19 protein-coding genes and 1 other RNA gene are annotated in these 18,452 nt (G+C 69.5%); 4 read left to right on the forward strand and 16 right to left on the reverse strand.

Annotated features, from left to right (window positions below; genetic code table 11):
- Nucleotides 1–3: 3 nt before the first annotated feature.
- The 5 genes from ASD84_RS06025 to ASD84_RS06045 form a co-directional block, all read right to left on the reverse strand.
- A complete protein-coding gene (locus ASD84_RS06025) occupies nt 4–1,029 on the reverse strand; it encodes a DUF3048 domain-containing protein (RefSeq protein WP_056707749.1) in 1,026 nt (341 codons plus the stop codon).
- 78 nt (nt 1,030–1,107) lie between these two features.
- Complete coding sequence (locus tag ASD84_RS06030; protein ID WP_056707752.1) at nt 1,108–1,878, reverse strand: SDR family NAD(P)-dependent oxidoreductase; 771 nt, start codon at nt 1,876–1,878, stop codon at nt 1,108–1,110.
- A gap of 42 nt (nt 1,879–1,920) precedes the next feature.
- Nucleotides 1,921–2,334, reverse strand: a complete 414-nt coding sequence (locus tag ASD84_RS06035) for an HIT family protein (protein ID WP_056707754.1) — start codon at nt 2,332–2,334, stop codon at nt 1,921–1,923.
- Nucleotides 2,335–2,343: 9 nt separating this feature from the next.
- Nucleotides 2,344–3,765 carry a M15 family metallopeptidase gene (locus ASD84_RS06040; RefSeq protein WP_156391600.1) on the reverse strand — a complete coding sequence of 474 codons (1,422 nt, stop codon included), beginning with the start codon at nt 3,763–3,765 and terminating at the stop codon, nt 2,344–2,346.
- A gap of 58 nt (nt 3,766–3,823) precedes the next feature.
- The gene (locus ASD84_RS06045) at nt 3,824–4,990 is read right to left on the reverse strand and encodes a glycerophosphodiester phosphodiesterase (RefSeq protein ID WP_056707758.1); all 1,167 of its coding nucleotides are present in this window, start codon (nt 4,988–4,990) and stop codon (nt 3,824–3,826) included.
- Between the two features lie 81 nt (nt 4,991–5,071).
- On the opposite strand from ASD84_RS06045, the gene ASD84_RS06050 reads away from it, so the two are divergent.
- Nucleotides 5,072–5,755 (forward strand): SDR family oxidoreductase, encoded by a 684-nt coding sequence (locus ASD84_RS06050; RefSeq protein WP_056707761.1) that lies wholly within the window; start codon nt 5,072–5,074, stop codon nt 5,753–5,755.
- A 3-nt stretch (nt 5,756–5,758) separates the two neighbouring features.
- On the opposite strand, the gene ASD84_RS06055 is transcribed toward ASD84_RS06050, so the two are convergent.
- The 10 genes from ASD84_RS06055 to ftsE all read right to left on the reverse strand — a co-directional run bounded on the left by ASD84_RS06055 (nt 5,759) and on the right by ftsE (nt 13,672).
- Nucleotides 5,759–6,004, reverse strand: a complete 246-nt coding sequence (locus tag ASD84_RS06055) for a hypothetical protein (RefSeq protein WP_056707762.1) — start codon at nt 6,002–6,004, stop codon at nt 5,759–5,761.
- 44 nt (nt 6,005–6,048) lie between these two features.
- Nucleotides 6,049–6,201, reverse strand: coding sequence for a GPGG-motif small membrane protein (locus ASD84_RS25440; RefSeq protein ID WP_200954442.1), 153 nt, complete (start codon nt 6,199–6,201; stop codon nt 6,049–6,051).
- A 131-nt stretch (nt 6,202–6,332) separates the two neighbouring features.
- Nucleotides 6,333–7,685 carry a GGDEF domain-containing protein gene (locus tag ASD84_RS06060; RefSeq protein ID WP_156391609.1) on the reverse strand — a complete coding sequence of 451 codons (1,353 nt, stop codon included), beginning with the start codon at nt 7,683–7,685 and terminating at the stop codon, nt 6,333–6,335.
- A 162-nt stretch (nt 7,686–7,847) separates the two neighbouring features.
- Nucleotides 7,848–8,217: a transfer-messenger RNA gene (ssrA, locus tag ASD84_RS24675) on the reverse strand.
- 88 nt (nt 8,218–8,305) lie between these two features.
- Complete coding sequence (locus tag ASD84_RS06065; protein WP_056707770.1) at nt 8,306–9,139, reverse strand: trypsin-like serine protease; 834 nt, start codon at nt 9,137–9,139, stop codon at nt 8,306–8,308.
- Nucleotides 9,140–9,211: 72 nt separating this feature from the next.
- Nucleotides 9,212–10,108: an amidohydrolase family protein gene (locus tag ASD84_RS06070; RefSeq protein WP_056707772.1), complete on the reverse strand. Its 897-nt coding sequence runs from the start codon at nt 10,106–10,108 to the stop codon at nt 9,212–9,214.
- A complete protein-coding gene (smpB, locus tag ASD84_RS06075) occupies nt 10,101–10,601 on the reverse strand; it encodes an SsrA-binding protein SmpB (RefSeq protein ID WP_056707775.1) in 501 nt (166 codons plus the stop codon). Before smpB ends, ASD84_RS06070 begins: the two co-directional genes overlap by 8 nt.
- Before the next feature lie 34 nt (nt 10,602–10,635).
- A complete protein-coding gene (locus tag ASD84_RS06080; RefSeq protein WP_156391611.1) occupies nt 10,636–11,898 on the reverse strand; it encodes a M23 family metallopeptidase in 1,263 nt (420 codons plus the stop codon).
- Between the two features lie 121 nt (nt 11,899–12,019).
- Entirely contained in the window at nt 12,020–12,961 is a 942-nt protein-coding gene (ftsX, locus tag ASD84_RS06085) for a permease-like cell division protein FtsX (protein WP_056707782.1), read from the reverse strand.
- A gap of 21 nt (nt 12,962–12,982) precedes the next feature.
- Nucleotides 12,983–13,672, reverse strand: a complete 690-nt coding sequence (gene ftsE, locus ASD84_RS06090; RefSeq protein ID WP_056707784.1) for a cell division ATP-binding protein FtsE — start codon at nt 13,670–13,672, stop codon at nt 12,983–12,985.
- A 55-nt stretch (nt 13,673–13,727) separates the two neighbouring features.
- Here ftsE and ASD84_RS06095 point away from each other — a divergent pair, with 55 nt between their 5' ends.
- The gene (locus ASD84_RS06095; protein ID WP_056707788.1) at nt 13,728–14,360 is read left to right on the forward strand and encodes a hypothetical protein; all 633 of its coding nucleotides are present in this window, start codon (nt 13,728–13,730) and stop codon (nt 14,358–14,360) included.
- 89 nt (nt 14,361–14,449) lie between these two features.
- Nucleotides 14,450–16,213: a zinc-dependent metalloprotease family protein gene (locus ASD84_RS06100; RefSeq protein ID WP_056707791.1), complete on the forward strand. Its 1,764-nt coding sequence runs from the start codon at nt 14,450–14,452 to the stop codon at nt 16,211–16,213.
- A 14-nt stretch (nt 16,214–16,227) separates the two neighbouring features.
- Here ASD84_RS06100 and prfB read toward each other — a convergent pair whose 3' ends face one another.
- Nucleotides 16,228–17,346 (reverse strand): peptide chain release factor 2, encoded by a 1,119-nt coding sequence (gene prfB / locus ASD84_RS06105; protein WP_056710729.1) that lies wholly within the window; start codon nt 17,344–17,346, stop codon nt 16,228–16,230.
- Between the two features lie 111 nt (nt 17,347–17,457).
- Between prfB and ASD84_RS06110 the strand changes: the two genes are divergently transcribed.
- A complete protein-coding gene (locus ASD84_RS06110; RefSeq protein WP_056707794.1) occupies nt 17,458–18,390 on the forward strand; it encodes a LysR family transcriptional regulator in 933 nt (310 codons plus the stop codon).
- The last annotated feature ends 62 nt before the right edge of the window (nt 18,391–18,452 follow it).

Genomic DNA, 18,452 nt, shown 5'->3' on the forward strand with positions numbered 1-18,452 from the left:
GCGTCACTTCCCGATGACGACGGAGCCGCCAGCGCCGTCCGCCGGCACCAGCTCGATCCACACCTTGCCGGCCGGGACGGTGAGCTCGCCCGCAGCCGTCTTGAGCGTGAGCGGCGCACCGAGCTTGGCCTTGGACCACTCGCCGTCGATCACGTTGCCGCCGTGGAACAGCTGCGCCTGGCCGCCACCGGTGAACTTGCTCTCCGGCACGAAGTTGCCTGCCGGGTCGGTGTAGCCGGCATCGACGACGTCGACCCGCAGCACCAGCACGGTGTCGGGCTGGAAGCGGTCGCCCTTCGCGGCGTTGGAGTTCTTGTTGACGTAGTGACCGTCGCGGAACACCCAGTTGGTGGTGTGGCTGCCGAAGTGCGCGGACAGGGTCAGGGCCGGGACGCCGGCCGGCAGGTCCGCGGCCGCACCCCACGGCAGGTAGTCGGCCGGACGCTCGTCCTTGCCGTCCTCGGTGGCCTTGGCGACCTTCTTCAGGCTGGTGAACAGGTTGTACGGCGCCGAGCGGCTGTTGTTGCGGTAGAAGCCGGGGCCGCCCTCCTGGAAGTACTTGATCTTCGCCTTGTTGATGCGGTCGATCGTGATCTGGGCCGCGCCGCTGGTGGTGATGACGCCGTGGACCGGGGACACGATGCCGATGTCGCTGGCCCGCATCGAGCGGACCGGACCGATGTCGCCCGGGAGCTGCGAGTAGTAGAAGGCCGCCAGTCGGGTGATGCCACCCTCGACCAGCTCCTCGACCACGAGGTCGGCCTTGCCCAGCCCGACCTGGGGCGCGCTGCTGGGCGAGTTGTCGATCTTGGTGACGATGACCGGGTGGTCCAGTGCCGTGGTCTTCCCGGCCGGCGCCTCGATCCCGGTCAGCGGCCAGGTCTCGGGAACGACAGGCTCCGGCGTGGCCGACGTCTCTGCATCGGGCGTCGACTTCTTCTCGGGGTCGTCACCGCCACACCCGGCGAGGACCAGGCTCAGGGCGACCAGGGAGGCGGGCAGGGCAGAACGAACCATCGAGAAGCGCACGCTGCAAGTCTGGACCACGCCCCTCACGTACGACGGAGCCGCCCCCGCGTGTCGCGGGGACGGCTCCGTTGAGTGACGTCAGGTGCCGAGGCTGATGCCGCCGTCGACGTAGAGGGTCTGGCCGGTGATGTAGGAGGCCTCGTCGCTGGAGAGGAACGTGACCGCGGCCGCGATGTCCTCCGGGAAGCCGACGCGGCGGACCGGGTTGGCCTCGGCGTTGAGGCGGCGGAACTCGTCGACGTCCATCTTCAGCCGCGCGGCGGTGGCGTCGGTCATCTCGGTCGCGATGAAGCCGGGGGCCACCGCGTTGACGTTGATTCCGAACGGGCCGAGCTCGATGCCGAGGGTCCGGGTGAAGCCCTGGATGCCCATCTTGGCGGCGGAGTAGTTGGCCTGGCCGCGGTTGCCCAGCGCGGAGATGCTGGAGATGTTGACGACCTTGCCGTACCTCTGCGCGACGAAGTGGACCTGGGCGGCCTTGGTCATCAGGAACGCGCCCTTGAGGTGCACGCCCATGACGAGGTCCCAGTCCACCTCGGTCATCTTGAAGAGCAGGTTGTCGCGGGTGACGCCCGCGTTGTTCACCAGGATGTGGATGCCACCGAGCTCGGTGACCACGCGCTCGATGCCGGCCTCGACGGACGCACCGTCGGAGACGTTGGCGCCGACGCCGATGGCCTTGGCGCCCTCGACGAGCGGCAGCTTTGCAGCGGCCTCGGCCGCGGCGGACTCGTCGAGGTCGACGATCGCGACCGACGCACCTTCCTCGGCGTATCGCGTGGCGGTGCCGAAGCCGATGCCGCGTGCTGCTCCGGTGATGACGGCGACTCGCCCGTCGAAACGACCCATGTGCTTACCTTTCAGCGGTTCCAGAAGACGATCGGCCGCAGCCTACGCGTCCAGTACGGCGCGCAGACGTGCGGCGTACTCCGCGGACTCCCCGTCGGCGTACTTCCGGCGGGGCCAGAAGAAGCCGCGCAGCCCGTCGCCCTTGGTCCGCGGCACCACGTGCACGTGCAGGTGCGGCACCGATTGGCTGACGACGTTGTTGATCGCGACGAAGCTGCCCTGCGCGCCGAGCCCGTCCACCACAGCGGTCGCGAGACGCTGCGCCGCCGCGAGGAAGCCGTCGCGCTGCGCGGCGGCCAGGTCGGGCAGGGTCACGACGTGCTCGCGGGGCACCAGCAGGACGTGGCCCTTGAAGACCGGACGCCGATCGAGGAACGCGAGGAAGCCGGGTTCGTCGAGGACGACGTCCGCCGGCAGCTCCCCCGCGACGATCGAGCAGAAGACGCAGTCGGTCATGTGGCGAGGCTAGTCGCAGACGGCGACACCGCAGCCGGGCACGACGATGACCCGACCCCCACGTGGCACGGCATCGAAGTGCTGGCTGTCGGAGGTCGCATAGCTCCACCGCAGCCCGTGCCTCGCCATGATGCGGACGACGGGATGGGTCCGCGACCGCCACGCGACGCGGGGGTGTGAGCGGCGCGGCCACCAGGAGTTGGGGACCCATCCGAGGCGCGACCGGTAGGGGTTCTCCCAGGTGTTGAGGTCCAGGGAGCGGCCGTAGCTGTGGGGGCTGCGTACGCCGGGGCGCCCCACCACCCAGCGGCAGTTGAAGGCCGACGTGTTGCCGGCCGCCATCGACGCGTAGTCGTCGGCGCCGTTGACCCGCCTCGACCAGCCGAACCGGTCGACGCGGTACATCGACCGGATGGGGAGCTTCGCCGCATACATGTCGGACAGGGCCCTCGCCATCTGCCGGATCACGACGGCGCCAGCGACGATCTCGCCACGACGGCGGTAACCGCTGTAGTCCCAGTAGTTGATGCGGAGCATCCGGAGGCCGGACCGGCCGACCGGGCACCCGCGGTGCCAGCTGCGCCCGACCATGCTGCGCCACACACCGTCGGAGAGCCTGGAGATGATCGGGTTGGGACCTGCGCCGCGCGCCCGGGGCTGGGCAGGAAGGGCGATCCGCGGTCGCGGAGCAGTCGCCGGCAGGGCGACCGGCACCCCTGAGGGCAGGTTGTCGATCACGTGGGTCGTGCTGACCGACCGCGCTGCCCAGGGCGCACCGAGGCTCACCGCGCGCCAGCGGCTGTCGACGCGAGGCGCCACCCTGACGTTGACGAAGCCCGCGGCACTGGTGGACACGGTCGTCACCCAGCGCCAGGCGCCGTCGACGTACTGCTGGAGGGTGACGCGGCCGGCCACAGGTGTGCCCTCGGAGGTCTTCCAGGTGAGGCCGAGGTAGACGCTCTGCTCGTCGATGACGCTCGTCGGGCCGGTGATCGTCGTCGACGTCGGCAGCGCCTGGAGGGGCAGGACGTACTGCACCGAGACCGGCGCGTTCGTCTCGTCGCCCGCGTACGACGCCCGCAGCAGGTTGCGCGCCGGCGACCGGTCGACGGGCACGGTCAGGCTGGCCGCACCTGCCAAGTCGGTGACGACGGGCCCCAGGACCTGCCAGGCCGCACCGTCCCACCGCTCCACGACGACGGGCGCCTCGCCGATCGGCACCCCGGACGCGTCCAGCGCGAGGGACAGCGTGGTGTCCCTGTCGGCGTACGACGCCGGAGCCGACACGAGCAGGGTCGTCGGTGTCGCGGCTGCTGCTGAACCCGACGCGGCGATCGGCAGCAGGGCAGCGACGAGCACCGCGACCAGCAGCGCAATCAGCGCAGCGAGATCCACGGACAGGGGGGAGGTGGCGCGGGGTCCGAGACGCACCCTGCCATCTTGACCCCGCGCCCCCGATTCTGTCGGCACTTCGCCGCGATGTCGCCGATCAGCTCACCGATACCTGCTCATCGAGCCACGCGTCGCGGGCGGCCACCGCGATGTCGGGCTGGTCCGCGAACAGCGCGTCGATGCCCGCATCGAGGAACGCGTCGATCTCGCCGGTCAGGTCTCCGTGCGCGTTCGGGTCCGTACCGACCCGGTGGTTCGTCGGGAGGAACTGGTTCTCGGCCCGCATCGTCCAGGTGACCACCTTCAGGCCCGCGGCATGCGCATCGCTCACCACGTTGCTGGGTGCCCCGATGGCCCCGGAGGCGTCGCGCGGCAGGATCAGGTTCTTCGTCGGGGAGACCCAGTCGGCGTACGTCGCGATCTCGGCGAGACCGGACGGCGTCACCAGGTCGCGGTAGGTCGTCGGCAGACCCGCGGCCTTGAGGTCGTACGGCGCTCCGGAACCGTCGACGAGCTGCACGATCGGGGCGGCGGTGAGCCGATTGAGCTCGCGCAGGTTGCCGGTCTCGAACGACTGCAGCACGACCTTCGCGTTGCGACGGTCCAGGCCGTGGCGGCGCAGGCTGCGCACCAGCGGCTCCTCCAGCGACAGGCCGATCGAGTCGAAGTACGTCGGGTGCTTGGTCTCCGGCGCGATGCCGATGGTGCGGCCGAGGCGGCGGGACTCGGTCTGCACGAGCCCGATCACCTCGTCGAGCGTCGGCACCTCGAACCTGCCGTCGTACACGGTGTTGCCGGGGCGGACCGCGGGCAGCCGCTCCTTGGCGCGCAGGGTCTTCAGCTCGGCGAGGGTGAAGTCCTCGGTGAACCAGCCGGTGATCTGGGCGCCATCGACCGTCTTGGTCGCCTTGCGGCTGGCGAACTCGGGGCGCGCGGAGACATCCGTGGTGCCGCTGATCTCGTTCTCGTGGCGGGCGACGAGGACGCCGTCCTTGGTGGAGACGAGGTCGGGCTCCACGTAGTCCGCCCCCATCTGGATGGCCAGGCGGTACGCCGCCAGCGTGTGCTCCGGGCGGTAGCCGGACGCACCCCGGTGGGCGATGACCAGTGGTCCGGTCGTGAACCGGCCGGACCGGTTGTTGTCGACACCGGAGCCGCTGTCAGGGTCCGCGTGGGCGGGAAGGGTCGTGGCGCCGACGGCCACGAGCGCGAGGGTCGTGGCTGCGAAGACACCTGCGAGCCGGGGCATGGTCCGAGTTCTCATGCCTGCAGCCGACCAGCCGGAGGTGGCGCGCGGCCCATGCTCAGGTGAAGCACCGGCGACCGGCGTGCGTAGGTTGGTGTCATGCGCATCGCCATCGTCGGAGGCAACGGTCAGATCTCCCGCCTGCTGCACCCTGTCCTGGTCGCGGGCGGCCACCAGCCGGTCGCGCTGGTGCGGAACGAAGGCCATCGCGCCGGGCTCGAGGCCCTCGGCGCAGAGGTGCGACTGCTCGACATCGAGAACCAGGACGTCGACGACTTCGCCGCCGCCTTCGAGGGGTGCGATGCGGTCGTGTTCAGCGCGGGCGGTGGCCCCGACGGCAACATCGAGCGCAAACGCACCGTCGACCTCGAGGGCGCCCTGAAGTCGATGACGGCGGCCGAGCAGCGCGACATCCGCCGCTTCGTCCAGGTGTCGGCCATCAACGTCGACGAGCCGGTGGCGCCCGATGCCGGCGAGGTCTGGGCGGCGTACGTCGCCGCGAAGCGGGACGCCGACGTCGCGCTCCGCGCCAGCAACCTGGACTGGACGATCCTGCGGCCCGGTCTGTTGACCGATGAACCGCCGACCGGGCTGGTCGCGCTCGGCCCGGACGTGCCACGCGGAGCCGTGACGCGGGCAGACGTGGCGGCGGTGCTGGGTGCCGTGATCGACCGGGACGACACCATCGGACAGCAGTGGAACCTCGTCGGCGGGGACCTCTCGATCAGCGCAGCGATCGACGCAGCGATCGACGCAGCAGTCGATCGGGCAGTCGGCGGCTGAACGTCAGCTCGGTTCGAGCGGCTCCACGGACCCGACCCGCAACACCCGGACCTCGAGCTCGTCGATGACGAGCTTCTTGATCCGGCCCTCCCCCAGGGAAAGCCTGCCGATGGCCACCGCGCCGATGGCGAGGGCACCCACGGCGAGCGCTCCGACCGCGGCCGCGCCGATGGCGGACGCACCGTACGCGGTCGCGCCGAGGGCGAGGCTTCCGCGCAACCGCGGGGTCAGGTCGAGGTCGGGCTGCATGCCCGCATCCTGACATGCCGGGGCGAGGGCCGAGCCCGGTCAGGTCAATCGCGCCCACTGAAGATGGAGACGCCACCAGGACCCACCAGGAGTCCGACCACGATCAGCACGATCCCCAGGATCACACTGCCCTGGATCAGGGTGATGATCCCGACGATGACCAGGATCACCGCTGCAAGCCACAGAAGCATGCTCATGTTGTTCTTCCTTCCCTCCGGCCCCGGCGTGCGGGGATGGGCACGAGGTACCCGAGGGTGCAGAGGTCAGACAGGTCCGGTCCGTCTCGTGGTTCGCCGGCTGTGACGAGCCGCGGCCGGCGTCGCCTGCTTCATTGCTCCACGGGCACGTAGTACGCGTACCCGTTCTTGCCTGCCCGCTTCGCCAGGTACATGGCAGTGTCGGCGTGGCTCAGCATCCCGGCTGCGTCGACGCCGTGCTCCGGCAGCGCTATGCCGATGCTGACCGAAACCCTCATCGGCGTCCCCGCCGGACCGATGAACGGGGCGGCAAGGGAGCCACAGATCCGCTCTGCCACAGTCGCCGTCACTGCCTGTACGTCGTCGTCGGCTCCGATGGTCATCAGCACGACGAACTCGTCGCCGCCGAGCCGTCCGATGACGTCCCCGGAGCGGGCAGCGACGCTGATCCGCTCGGCAACGGCCCGCAAGAGGTTGTCCCCCACCTCGTGTCCGTGGTCGTCGTTGACCGCCTTGAAGCCGTCGAGGTCGCAGAACAGGACGGCCACTCCGCAGCCGCTGGCCCGGCGATCCGCTGGGCGGAGAAGGTGGGAGAGCCTCCGTTCCACCAGTCGCCGGTTCGGCAGCCCGGTGAGGTCGTCGTGCATCGCCGCGTGTTCGAGACGGGCCGCCTCTGCCGCATTCGCTGCGGCGATGGCGACCTCCGTCGTCTTTCGATCCGTGATGTCCTGGATCTGGGCGATGAAGTAGAGAGGTTCTCCGTCGTCTCCCCGCACGAGGCTCACCGTGAGCAGCACCCACACCAGGTCGCCGGCCGACGTGTAGTAGCGCTTCTCCATCGAGTAGTTCGTGATCTCACCGTCGACGAGCTGGCCCAGCTGAGCAAGGTCCGCTTCCAGGTCCTCCGGGTGGGTGATCTCCTGGAAGGTGAGGAGGAGCAGTTCCTCGGACGGGTGGCCGAGCAACCGGCACAAGGCAGGGTTCACCTCGCTGAACTTCCCGTCGAGGCCGACGATGGCCTTGCCGATGGGTGCGTTCTCGAACGCGAGACGGAAGCGCTGGGTGGATTCACGAAGCTGCTGCTCCGCGAGGCGCGTGTCGGTGACGTCCTGGGTGAAACCCATCGCGGCGATCACCCGACCGCTGCGACTCACGACCGGAGACAGCCGCTGCGTGAAGATGCGCCCGCCGTACGGCACGTCGCAGGTCGAGGACACGCCCGCCAGAGCCGCGCGGTACATCGGCTCGAGGAGCGCCGCGGTCTCCGGGGGGAACGCCTCCCAGATGGTCTTCCCCTCGAGGGCTTCACGGGACAGTCCGACGTCGGCAAGTCCCAGGCCTCCGGCCGAGAGGTAGCGCAGGTCATGGTCGACGACGACGACCGCCCCGTGCGGGAAGGAATGGACGATCGGATGGTCCGAGGAGCGCAACAGACGCAGAGCCTCCTCGTCGTGCTCCAGGTCCTGCATCGCTGAGAGATCCACAGGTTCCCTCTCGTTGCTGATGCCGCGACCCGGTCACTCCTGCAATGCTTCGGCTCCCCACGGGCCCGCCTGAGCCATTCGGCTGAACCGGTGCCGACGGGCACCGCGAACGACGAGAGGGACCTGCCACTGGTGGCAGGTCCCTCTCGTCGTACTGCAGGGCTGTGGAGCTGCGGGGAATCGAACCCCGGTCCTCGAGCGTCGAGCCAGGTCTTCTCCGGGTGCAGTCTGTGCTGTCGTTTTCTCGGTCCCGGCGCTCGCACAGACACGTCGCCGACAGACCCAGTCCGGTTTGAGTCCCGCGTCACCCTCCGGACTGGAGTGACGCAGCAAGTCTTCTAGATGACGTCTGGGTCCGGGACGAAGACGGGTGCCCGGTCAGACGCTTCGATCACTGCTCAGGCAGCGAGAGCGAAGGAACTGCGGTTTGAGTTGGCAGTTATAGGTTTCCAGCGATCGTTTACGAGATGACGCTGGCTTCTCGACCCGCTTCCCCTGGAACAAACGTCCCAAGTCGAAACCGATCAGCCCCTCTTGAGTTGTGACAACAGTCTACGTGCTCCAACGAACGCGGGCCCACCGGTATTCCGGTGGGCCCGCCCCGTGGGAGCAGCCGGGCTCTAGAGGCCGAACTCGGCCAGCCAGTCGGCGACGACCGGAATGTCGATGCGCTGGTAGCCGTCGATGTAACGGCAGTTGGACGTGTAGCCGTACGACGTCACGGCCACGACCGCGCCGTTCAGCCACAACGAGCCACCGGAGTCACCGAAGCAGGTGCCGCCGGTGCCGAAGATGTCCTTCTCGTTGCCGTTGGTCTGGATGATCTGCGGGGTGATCTTCTGGCCGGGCATGTCGACGAAACGACGAATGATCGGGTAGCTCATCGGCGTCGGCTTCTGCGAACCGGAGTCGGCCTGGCGGACCTCGGTGCCGTAGCCGACCGCGGTGAAGAGGGTCTTGCGGGGCTGCTTGATCGCGTCGGCCGCGTGCAGGCCTGCGATCGGCGCCGGGGTGATGTCGGTGACCGGCTCGTCGAGCACGATGACGCCGACGTCGTTCCAGTTGTCCATGTCGGTGAAGTCGCTGTAGTCGGGGTGCGTGTGCGCCGTACCGGACAGGTAGCCGGCCGCGGCGAGCTCCTCAGCGGTGTAGCCGGCAGTGAGGTCGGCGGCCACGGGGAGCGGCGACGGGGGCGCCTCGGCGACGACGCTGTCGAAGGTCACGAGGGTCTTGCCGAGGGTGCCGTCGGTGCAGTGAGCAGCCGTGACCAGGACGGTCGGGCTGACCAGCGTCGCCGAGCAGCGGAAGCGTCCTTCTGCGTCGTAGAACGCGATCATGCCGACGTTGGGGTGGTTCTCGCCGTCAGCCGTGCCGCCGGTGCTGGCAGTGGCGGGAGCGAGGAAACCGAGGCCGACGATGGTGGCGGCGGCCAGGGTCAGAAGACGTGCACGCATGGTTCTCCTCTGAGCGGTGGTCAGGAGGGCCCAGTCCAGCACCGCAACCGTCCGGAGGGAAGAGGGTGAAGGTCAAGATTTTGCGGTGGTTCGACCCAACAGCCGCAAGGCGTTGTGCCAGCAGACGTCCCGGAGCCAGTCGTCACCCAGCCCGAGGTCGGCCAGCCAGCCCAGCTGGTCGGCGTAGGCGAACGGCAGGGTCGGGAAGTCCGAACCCCAGACCACCCGCTCCTGGAGCTCGCGGAGGCGCGGCACCAGTACCGCAGGGAACCGGGCGTCGTGCGGGCCCTCGGCGAAGAAGTCGGTGAACGCCATCGACGTGTCGAGGTGGACGCCGTCGTACTCCTCAGCCAGGGCCAGGAAGTCCGAACACTCGGGCGAGCCCATGTGCGCGATCACGAGGCGCAGCTGCGGGAAGCGGGCCAGCACGCGAGCCGTCGAGGCCGGTCCCGTGTACGGCGTCCCGACCGGCCCGGAGCCGGCGTGCACCATGACCGGGGTGCCCGCGTCCGCCAGTGTCGCCCAGACGGGATCGAGCAGCGGGTCGTCGAGGTGGAAGGAGCCGACCTGCAGGTGGAGCTTGAAGATCTCCACGCCGTCGGCGACGAGCGCCGGGACGTGGTCGGCCGCTTCGGGCTCGGGGTAGAACGTTGCCGACCGCAGCACCTCGGGCACGTCGGCCGCGAAGTCGCGCGACCAGTCGTTGAGGAAGCCCGCGATGCCGGGCTTGTGGGCGTACGGCAGCGTCGAGAAGCCGCGGATGCCGGACTCCTGCAGGAAGGCGACCCGATCGGCCGCCGTACCCCGGTAGCGGATCGGCCACTCCCGGCCGATCAGCTCGCCGCCCCCGTCGAACTCGCGCCACACGGCGCGCTCGATGGAGGGCGGCAGGAAGTGGACGTGGAGATCCATCAGGCCGGGCAGGCCCAGGCGCTCCCAGAAGGAGCGCACGTCCGAAGCGTCAGTCACGCATGCCCTTGGCCCGGCGTCCGATCTCGGCGACCTTCTCGCGGTCGGCCTCACGCTCGGCGATCGCCTGCCGCTTGTCCCACGACTTCTTGCCCTTGGCCAGGCCGATCTCGACCTTGGCCCGGCCGTTGACGAAGTAGATGGCCAGCGGGATCACGGTCTGGCCCTTCTCGCTCACCTTGCGCTCGATCTTGTCGATCTCGATGCGGTTGAGCAGGAGCTTGCGCTTGCGCTTGGCGGTGTGGTTGGTCCACGTGCCCTGGGCGTACTCGGGGATGTGCACGTTGTGCAGCCAGGCCTCGCCGTTGTCGATGTCGACGAAGCCGTCCACCAGGCTCGCGCGTCCCAGCCGCAGGGACTTCACCTCGGTGCCGACGAGCACCAGGCCTGCCTCGAAGGTGGACTCGATGTGGTAGTCGTGGCGCGCCTTCTTGTTGGACGCGACGATCTTGTGATCGACAGCGCCTTCCTTCTTCGCACCCTGCTTGGCCATGGGCTCATTCTCTCAGGCGCGGCAATCGGTTTGATCAGAGGTACGGAGCAGGATCGACGGTCTCGCCGTTGCGGAGCACCGTGAAGTGCAGGTGGCAACCGGTCGACCAGCCCGTGGAGCCGGAGTAACCGACGACCTGGCCGCGACGGACCCGGGCGCCCCTGCCGACGGCGTAGCTGGTCATGTGGTTGTAGACCAGCGTCATCGCCGCGCCGTTGACGCGGCCGATGGCGATGTAGAGACGGTTTCCGTAGACCTCGTCGTAGTAGCGGTTGATCACCGTTCCGGACTCACCGGCCACGAGCGGCGCACCGCACCCGGTGCCGAAGTCGATGCCGTTGTGCAGGCCGTAGTACCCGTAGATCGGGTGGATCCGGTAGCCGTACGGCGAGGTGACCGGCCCGGGGCCGGGCTTCGCGAGGAACCCGCCCGTGTCACCGCTGTAGCTGCCGCCCTGCTTCTGCGACAACCTCAGGATCTCCGACTTGATCCGCTGCTCGCGCTTCTTCAGGCGGGCCAGCGCGGCCTGGTCGGCAGCACGGGCCCGGATCACGGCCTGGCGCGCGCCGTTGGTCTTGGTCACCAGGGCGGCCACCTGCGACTGCGTCGTCTCGGCCTGCTGGACCAGGACCGCGATGGTGGCGACGTTCTCGTCGGCCGACTTCTTCGCGCTGGCCACCGCGTTGCGCGCTGCGGCGACCTCGATCTTGCGTTGTTCCATCGCGGCCTCGGCCGCCTCGAGGGCGACCAGGGCCTGGTTCTGCCGGCCCGTGACCAGGTCGTACGCCGTCTGGCTGACCAGCACGTCCTCGATGGAGCCGCTGTTCATGTAGGAGTTCAGCAGCGCCATCCGGGCGTCGTCGCCGGTGCCCATCACGATGATGGCGTCACGGCTGGCGAGCCGCTGGACAGCCACCTCGGCGCGCGCCTGCTGGAGATCGATCTTGGCCAGCCTGAGCGTCTCCTCCGCGAGCACCAGCTTGTTGGCCAGCTCGGCGGCGGCGGCGCGAGCCGCCGTCAGGTCGGTGCGGACGGCACTCAGCCGTGACTGCGCCGCGCTGAGCTGCTTCTTGGCCGCCTTCAGCTCCCGGGCGATCTTCGCGACCTTCTGGCTGGCCTCGTGGATGTCGCCCTTGACGTCGGAGATCTGGCCCCGGACCTGGTCCTGCTTGTCCTCGAGGTCGTCCCGGTCGTCGGCATGGGCGATCGGTACGGCGAGGCCGGCGAGGGCCACGACGACGGCGAGTGCCGTCACCAGCCACTGGGGATGGGCCCATGTGGGAAGCCGATCGGTCACACGGCGAAACCCTGGGGCGCTGGGGAAGGAGCGCACAGGTGAACCATTTCGTTCGGGGAAGTTTGTTTTGTTCGGTCCGCTCGCTGACGCTCGCGAACTCGTCGACCGTAACCGCCCTGACTCAGACTTTTACGTATTTCCGGGTCAACAGGAGTGTCGGGATCAGCGTGAGCGCCGGGCCGAGGAAGACGATGCCGAGCGGGAACCATCCGTACAGGGACTCGCCGTAGTCACCCCAGTCGACCCAGGGCAGGAACTGGACGTGCTCGGCCAGGCCCTTCTCGATCCCCCAGTACTGGAACGCTGCGAGCGCCCCCGCAGCGAGGCCGACGCCGACGATGGCGGTCACCAGTGCCTCGAGCAGGAACGGGAAGGCGATGTACAGCGTCGAGGCGCCGACCAGCCGCATGATGCCGATCTCGCGCCGCCGCGCGAGCGCAGCGAGCCGGATCGTGTTGGTGACCTGGAGCAGCGCGGCGAGCAGCAGGAAGCCGGAGCCGATCCACGAGCCGTACTTGAGGACCTTCATGATCCCGAAGATCTGGCCGAGCGCCGCACGCTCGTCCTTGATGACCGAGACGCCGTCGAGGCCCTCGAGGGCACTGATGATGCCGTCGGCCTGCTCGGGGTTCTTCAGGGTCACCCAGTAGCCGGCGGGCCAGCTCTCGACCGTCACGACCGGGTTCGGCCCGGTGTAGGCGGTCTCGGGGATCGCACCGGACTCCTTGGCGTTCTCGAACCCCTCCTCCTTCGACACGAACCGGAAGGACGCGACCTCGTCGTTGGCCTTGACCTCCGTCTCGATCCGTTGCTGCTGCTCGGCGGTGACCTCACCACCGGCACAGTTCGGGTTGTTCGAGGGGTCGTCGTCGATGCAGAGGTTGACCAGGATCTTCAGCTCGTTGCCCAGGGACTTGTTGGCGAGGTCGGCCTCACGCTGGATGAGGATGCCGACGCCCGCGAGGGACAGCGAGACGAAGAGGGTCAGGATGACGGCCAGGTGCATCGAGAGATTGCGCCGCAGGCCGGTACGGAGCTCGGTGAAGACATAGCGCAGCTGCATGAGGGGTGTGTGCTCCTTGACTCAGTGCTGGAAGCCGTAGCTACCGGCCGCCTCGTCGCGGATGACCTTTCCGTGCTCGAGCTCGATGACTCGTTTGGTGAACTGGTCGACGATGCCGTGGTCGTGGGTGGCCATGACCACCGTCGTACCGGTCTGGTTGATGTCGCCGAGCAGGTTCATGATCCCGACAGAAGTCTGGGGGTCGAGGTTTCCGGTGGGCTCGTCGGCGATCAGGATCATCGGCCGGTTCACGAACGCGCGGGCAATCGCCACGCGCTGCTGCTCACCGCCCGAGAGCTCGTCGGGCATCCGGTCGCCCTTGTCCTTGAGACCGACCAGCTCGAGGGTCTCCGGCACGACCTTGTTGATCTCGCGCTGGGACTTGCCGATCACCTGCTGGGCGAACGCGACGTTCTCGGAGACCGTCTTGTTGGGGAGCAGCCGGAAGTCCTGGAAGACCGTGCCGATCTGGCGGCGCAGTCGCGGCACCTTCCAACCGGCCATCCGGTTGATCTCCTTGCCGGCGACGTGGACGCGACCCGTGGTCGGTCGCAGCTCGCGCAGGACCAGCCGCAGCGCGGTCGACTTGCCCGAACCGGAGGTGCCGACGAGGTAGACGAACTCGCCCTTGTCGATGTCAATGCTGACCTGGTCCAGCGCAGGCTTGCCGGGGCCGGCGTAGCGCTTGGTGACCTTTTCGAAGCGAATCACTGACATGACGGTACGCGACGGGCAAGCCGAGGCAGTGCCCACTAGTCTGACGGGCGTGTCGACGGTACTGCGCGCGCTGCTTCTCTCGGCGCTCCTCACCCTGGTGCCGGTCGGCATCGGAGTGGCCGTCTCCGACGACACCACGACCGAGCGTCCGCCGCCCTCCTACGAAGGCACCGACCTCGCCGACTTCGACGCCGGCGCAGCAGTCGTCCAGCGGACGCCGTTCTGCGATCTGGTGCCGCCCGAAGCGGTCAAGGCAGCGCTCGGCACCGCGGGCGAGCTGACGTCGTACGGCAACGGCGAGGAGTCCGCGGCGCTCCCCGGCAGCGACGTGGCCCATGAGTACGGCTGCCTGTTCGCCTCGGCGGATGCCGTCGGACGGGAGGCACGCGGCTGGGTCTTCGCTCCCCCGGTCAGCGCCGAGCGTGCGTCCGGCCTGATCAGCGCCGCGACGACCAGTGTGTGCGTCGCGCAACCCGGCGCCCCCGCCTACGGCACCCCCTCGGTGGCAGTCGTGTGCACCGACGGCGACACCCGTACGGCGTCCTTCCGTGGCCTGTTCGGCGACGCCTGGCTCGCGTGCAGCCTCACCCTCCCGGTCGGGGTCACCGAGGCCGACCTGGTCACCCGCGCCGGCCGGTGGTGCGTGGCCGTCGCGCAGGCTTCTTCCTTCATGGCGTCCTGACCTGACGAACAGCTGGACCCTCCGGGACTTCGTCCCGGCCGAGTGACCCACGCCTCAGGTGGGCCCCAGCCGGGCCGATCCGGACGCACATGGCTCAGGTCCTGCGCACGCTCGCGCTCCTGCTCGCCGGGCTCGCCCTCGCCGGCACCGGTGTCGCGCTGCCCGCGGCCGCGGAGGACACCGACCCGCCCGGGGCAACCGGTGGGACCGAGCCGATCGAGGTGGTCGACGACCCCGCTCTCGTGACCAGCCCGGACGGAGGAACCTTCATCCGCGACGAGTGGGGCGCCCCGCCTGCGGTGACGGCGAGCCGGGTCACCACGGACGGCACCGCCCTGGCCGCGGCCGAGCCGACGGCGTCGTACACGCTGGCGGAGACGTTCACCCTGCACAGCCGGCCGGGCGCCGCGCGCTCCGTCTACCTCGACTTCGACGGCGGGAACCTGCTCTCCACCAACTCGTGGCTCCTGAACGGGCTCACCACCCTGCTCTTCCCGGGCTGGAGCCTGGACGGCTCGTCGGCCTTCTCCGACGCCGAGCGCACCCTGGTCCAGGAGGTGTGGGCGCGGGTGGCCGAGGACTACGCCCCCTTCGACGTCGACGTCACGACCCAGGAACCGGCCGCCGGTGGCCTGTGGCGCAGCGGGACCAGCGACACGGTCTACGGCTCACGTGTCGCATTCACCTCGGGCAGCGCCGTGCAGAGCGCCCTCTGCGGCGGGTGCGGCGGGCTCGGCTGGATCGGGACGTTCGACGCCGTCACCCAGGGCGAGACCCGCAGCCCCGCGTGGATCTTCCCGTCCTCGCTGGGCAACCGGGCCAAGAGCATGGCCGAGGCCGCCTCCCACGAGGTCGGGCACAACCTCGGCCTCGCCCACGACGGCACGACGACGAGCCCCTACTACGGCGGCGGCACGCTGTGGGGCCCGCTGATGGGCAGTCCGTACTCCTCCGGCGTCACCCAGTGGTCGCAGGGCGACTACACCGCGGCGAGCAACCACGAGGACGACGTCGCGGTCGCCGGCACCAACGGCATCACCCTGCGTCCCGACGAGGCCGGGAGCACGCCGAGCACCGCGCTCCCCCTGGCCGAGCTCCCGGGAGGCGGCGGTGTGATCACCACCCGCAGCGACAGCGACTGGATCGGCATCGACCACTGCGCGGGCACGGTCACCGCGCGCGCCGACCCCGCGGCGGTCGGGCCCAACCTCGACGTGCTGCTCGAGGTCCGCAACGCAGCCGGCGCCGTGCTCGCGTCCGCAGCGCCCGCCACGGCCCGCACCACCGCCGGGGTCACCGGCCTGGGCGCCTCGGTCTCACTGCCCCTGACCGGCGGTCCCTTCTACGTCGCGGTCTCCGGTGTGGGGTCCGGGGCGGGCGGCACGTCCGGATGGTCCAGTGGTGGGTACGACGACTACGGCAGCCTGGGGACCTACCGACTCTCCGTGACCGGCTGTTCGAGCTCGCTCACCGACCCGCCGACCGACCCGCCGACCGACGACCCGGTCGTCAACGACCCGCCGGTCGTCGTACCGACGGTGACGCGGCCGGGGACGACGGCCGCACCGCGGGTCGGTGCCGGCGCACCTGGCGGACGGCTGACCATCGGGGTGCGGTGGACGGCGCCGACGCGCACCGGAGGCGCACCCATCACCGGGTACGTCGTGGCGGCCTACCGACTGAGCTCATCGGGCCGCGTGCTCGCGAAGGTGACGTCGACGGTCCAGAGCGCCGGGACGCGGCGCATCGAGATGCGGCTGCCCACCGGGCGCTGGGTGGTCCGGGTGAAGGCTCGCAACCGGATCGGGTGGGGTGCGCTGAGCAACCGCTCGGCTGCGGTCCGCCCGTGCTGATCAGTTCGCGCTGATCAGTTGGCTTCGGCGTTCTCTCCGCCACGACGCCAGCGGATGCCGGCCTCCAGGAACCCGTCGAGGTCTCCGTCGAACACCGAGGACGGGTTGCCGCTCTCGAAGCCGGTGCGCAGGTCCTTGACGATCTGGTACGGGTTCAGCACGTAGTTGCGCATCTGGTCGCCCCAGCTCGCCTGCACGTCGCCACGCAGCCCGTCGAGGTGCGCCTTCTCCTCGGCCTTCTTCAGGGCGAGCAGCTTGGCCTTGAGCACCACCATCGCGCTGGCCTTGTTCTGCAGCTGGCTCTTCTCGTTCTGGCAGCTGACGACCGTGCCGGTCGGGATGTGCGTGAGGCGGACCGCGGAGTCGGTGGTGTTGACCGACTGACCGCCGGGCCCGCCCGAGCGGTAGACGTCGACGCGGATCTCCTCGTCGGGGACGTCGATCTCGTCGGTCTGCTCGAGCACCGGGACGACCTCGACGGCCGCGAAGGACGTCTGGCGGCGGCCCTGGTTGTCGAACGGGCTGATCCGGACGAGACGGTGGGTGCCGGCCTCGACGGACAGCGTGCCGTAGGCGTAAGGAGCGTGGATGGCGAACGTGGCGGACTTGAGGCCCGCCTCCTCGGCGTAGGAGGTCTCGTAGACCTCGACCGGGTAGCCGTGCTGCTCGGCCCACCGCATGTACATCCGCATCAGGGTCTCGGTGAAGTCGGCTGCGTCGACCCCGCCGGCGCCGGCCCGGAGGCTGACGAGGGCCTCGCGGGCGTCGTACTCACCGTTGAGAAGCGTGCGGACCTCGAGGCCCTCGACCGCCTTCTTGACCTTCTCCAGCTCGGCGTCGGCCTCGGCCAGGGTCTCGGCGTCGGCCTCCTCGGCGGCGAGCTCGGCGAGCACGGCGAGGTCATCGATCCGGTCGTGCAGGGCACGGAACCGGTCCACCTGGCCCTGGAGGCCCGAGAGCTTGCCCGTGACGCGGGTGGCGTTGGCCTGGTCGTCCCACAGGTCCGGCGCCGCCACCTGCTCACCGAGGTCGGCGATGTCGCGCTGCATCTGGTCGATGTCGAGCACCTGCTCGATGGTGCGCATCGTTGCCGTCAGCTGCTTGATCTCGGAGTCGTAATCGGTGCCTGCCACAAGGAGCAAGGTTACGGCCCCCGCGTACGACGGCGCGAACCCGCGGTCATCGTCGGCCTTCCTGCATCGATCGGGCTGCATCGATCGGGTCGATGCGTTTGACTCGGGGACGTGAACGCCCTCCCGGTCCAGCTCGAGCTCCGCCAGCTGCGCCACGCCGTTGCGCTCGCCGAGCACCGCAACTTCGCGCGCGCCGCGGAGAGCCTCTACATCACCCAGTCGGCGCTGACCCGGAGCATCCAGGTGCTCGAGGCCAGGGTCGGGGCTCGACTGTTCGACCGTGGCCCGCGCGAGGTGATGCCGACGATGCTCGGCGAGGTCGTGCTGCGGCACGCAGCAGCGATGGAGCTGGCCGCCCGCGACCTGCAGCGCGACATCGAGCTGGCTCAGGGCGTCGAGATCGGCGATCTCAGGGTCGCCGCCGGACCGTTCGCGGGAGCCGTCCTGGTGAGCAGCGTCGTCGGTGCGCTGAACGTCGCGCACCCGCGTCTGCGGATCGAGGTCGTCATCGGGCCGTGGCAGGAGCTGCCCGAACGACTCCGGCAGCGCGAGGTCGACCTGGTGGTCGGCGACCTGAGTGACGTGGAGTCGCTGGCCGGCTTCGAGGTGCTCGCGCTCCGACCTCATCGGCAGCACTGGGTGTGTCGCGCCGGCCACCCCCTCACCGAGCTGCAGGAGCCGACCCTCGCCGATGTGCTGAGCCATCCGTTGGCGGGCCCGAACCTGCCTGTCGACGTCCTGGCCTGGCTGCGCGAGCAGCTACCCGACGATCATCCGACTCCGCACGGTGGCCTGTTGACCATCACCTGCGACAGCTCGGAGGCACTCAAGCGCATCCTCACCCGGTCGGACGCCGTCACGATGATGGGGCGGTTCATGCTCGAGGAGGAGCTGGCGACGGGCCGACTGGTGATCCTGCCGCACGTCGGGAAGAGCCTGCCCGGCCGCTACGGCGCTGCCTGGCTCAGCGGGCGCTCCCTCTCGCCGGCGGCGCGCTCGTTCCTCGACCTGTTGCTGGCGGAGGACGCGACGCGCACCGACTGACCCCGCGGTAATGCGCAATCCTCATTGCTTCTCCAAAAATGATGCATTGGACGCATGGTGAC

Origin of the sequence: Nocardioides sp. Root682, assembly GCF_001427795.1 — a bacterium.
Classification (GTDB): domain Bacteria; phylum Actinomycetota; class Actinomycetes; order Propionibacteriales; family Nocardioidaceae; genus Nocardioides.

Excerpts from the sequence above, each read along its gene's own strand:
- ASD84_RS06030 (WP_056707752.1), bottom strand. The coding sequence starts at position 1,878 with ATGGGTCGTTTCGACGGGCGAGTCGCCGTCATCACCGGAGCAGCACGC.
- ASD84_RS06035 (WP_056707754.1), bottom strand. The coding sequence starts at position 2,334 with ATGACCGACTGCGTCTTCTGCTCGATCGTCGCGGGGGAGCTGCCGGCG.
- ASD84_RS06045 (WP_056707758.1), bottom strand. The coding sequence starts at position 4,990 with ATGAGAACTCGGACCATGCCCCGGCTCGCAGGTGTCTTCGCAGCCACG.
- ASD84_RS06050 (WP_056707761.1), top strand. The coding sequence starts at position 5,072 with ATGCGCATCGCCATCGTCGGAGGCAACGGTCAGATCTCCCGCCTGCTG.
- ASD84_RS06055 (WP_056707762.1), bottom strand. The coding sequence starts at position 6,004 with ATGCAGCCCGACCTCGACCTGACCCCGCGGTTGCGCGGAAGCCTCGCC.
- ASD84_RS25440 (WP_200954442.1), bottom strand. The coding sequence starts at position 6,201 with ATGAGCATGCTTCTGTGGCTTGCAGCGGTGATCCTGGTCATCGTCGGG.
- ASD84_RS06065 (WP_056707770.1), bottom strand. The coding sequence starts at position 9,139 with ATGCGTGCACGTCTTCTGACCCTGGCCGCCGCCACCATCGTCGGCCTC.
- smpB (WP_056707775.1), bottom strand. The coding sequence starts at position 10,601 with ATGGCCAAGCAGGGTGCGAAGAAGGAAGGCGCTGTCGATCACAAGATC.
- ftsX (WP_056707782.1), bottom strand. The coding sequence starts at position 12,961 with ATGCAGCTGCGCTATGTCTTCACCGAGCTCCGTACCGGCCTGCGGCGC.
- ASD84_RS06100 (WP_056707791.1), top strand. The coding sequence starts at position 14,450 with ATGGCTCAGGTCCTGCGCACGCTCGCGCTCCTGCTCGCCGGGCTCGCC.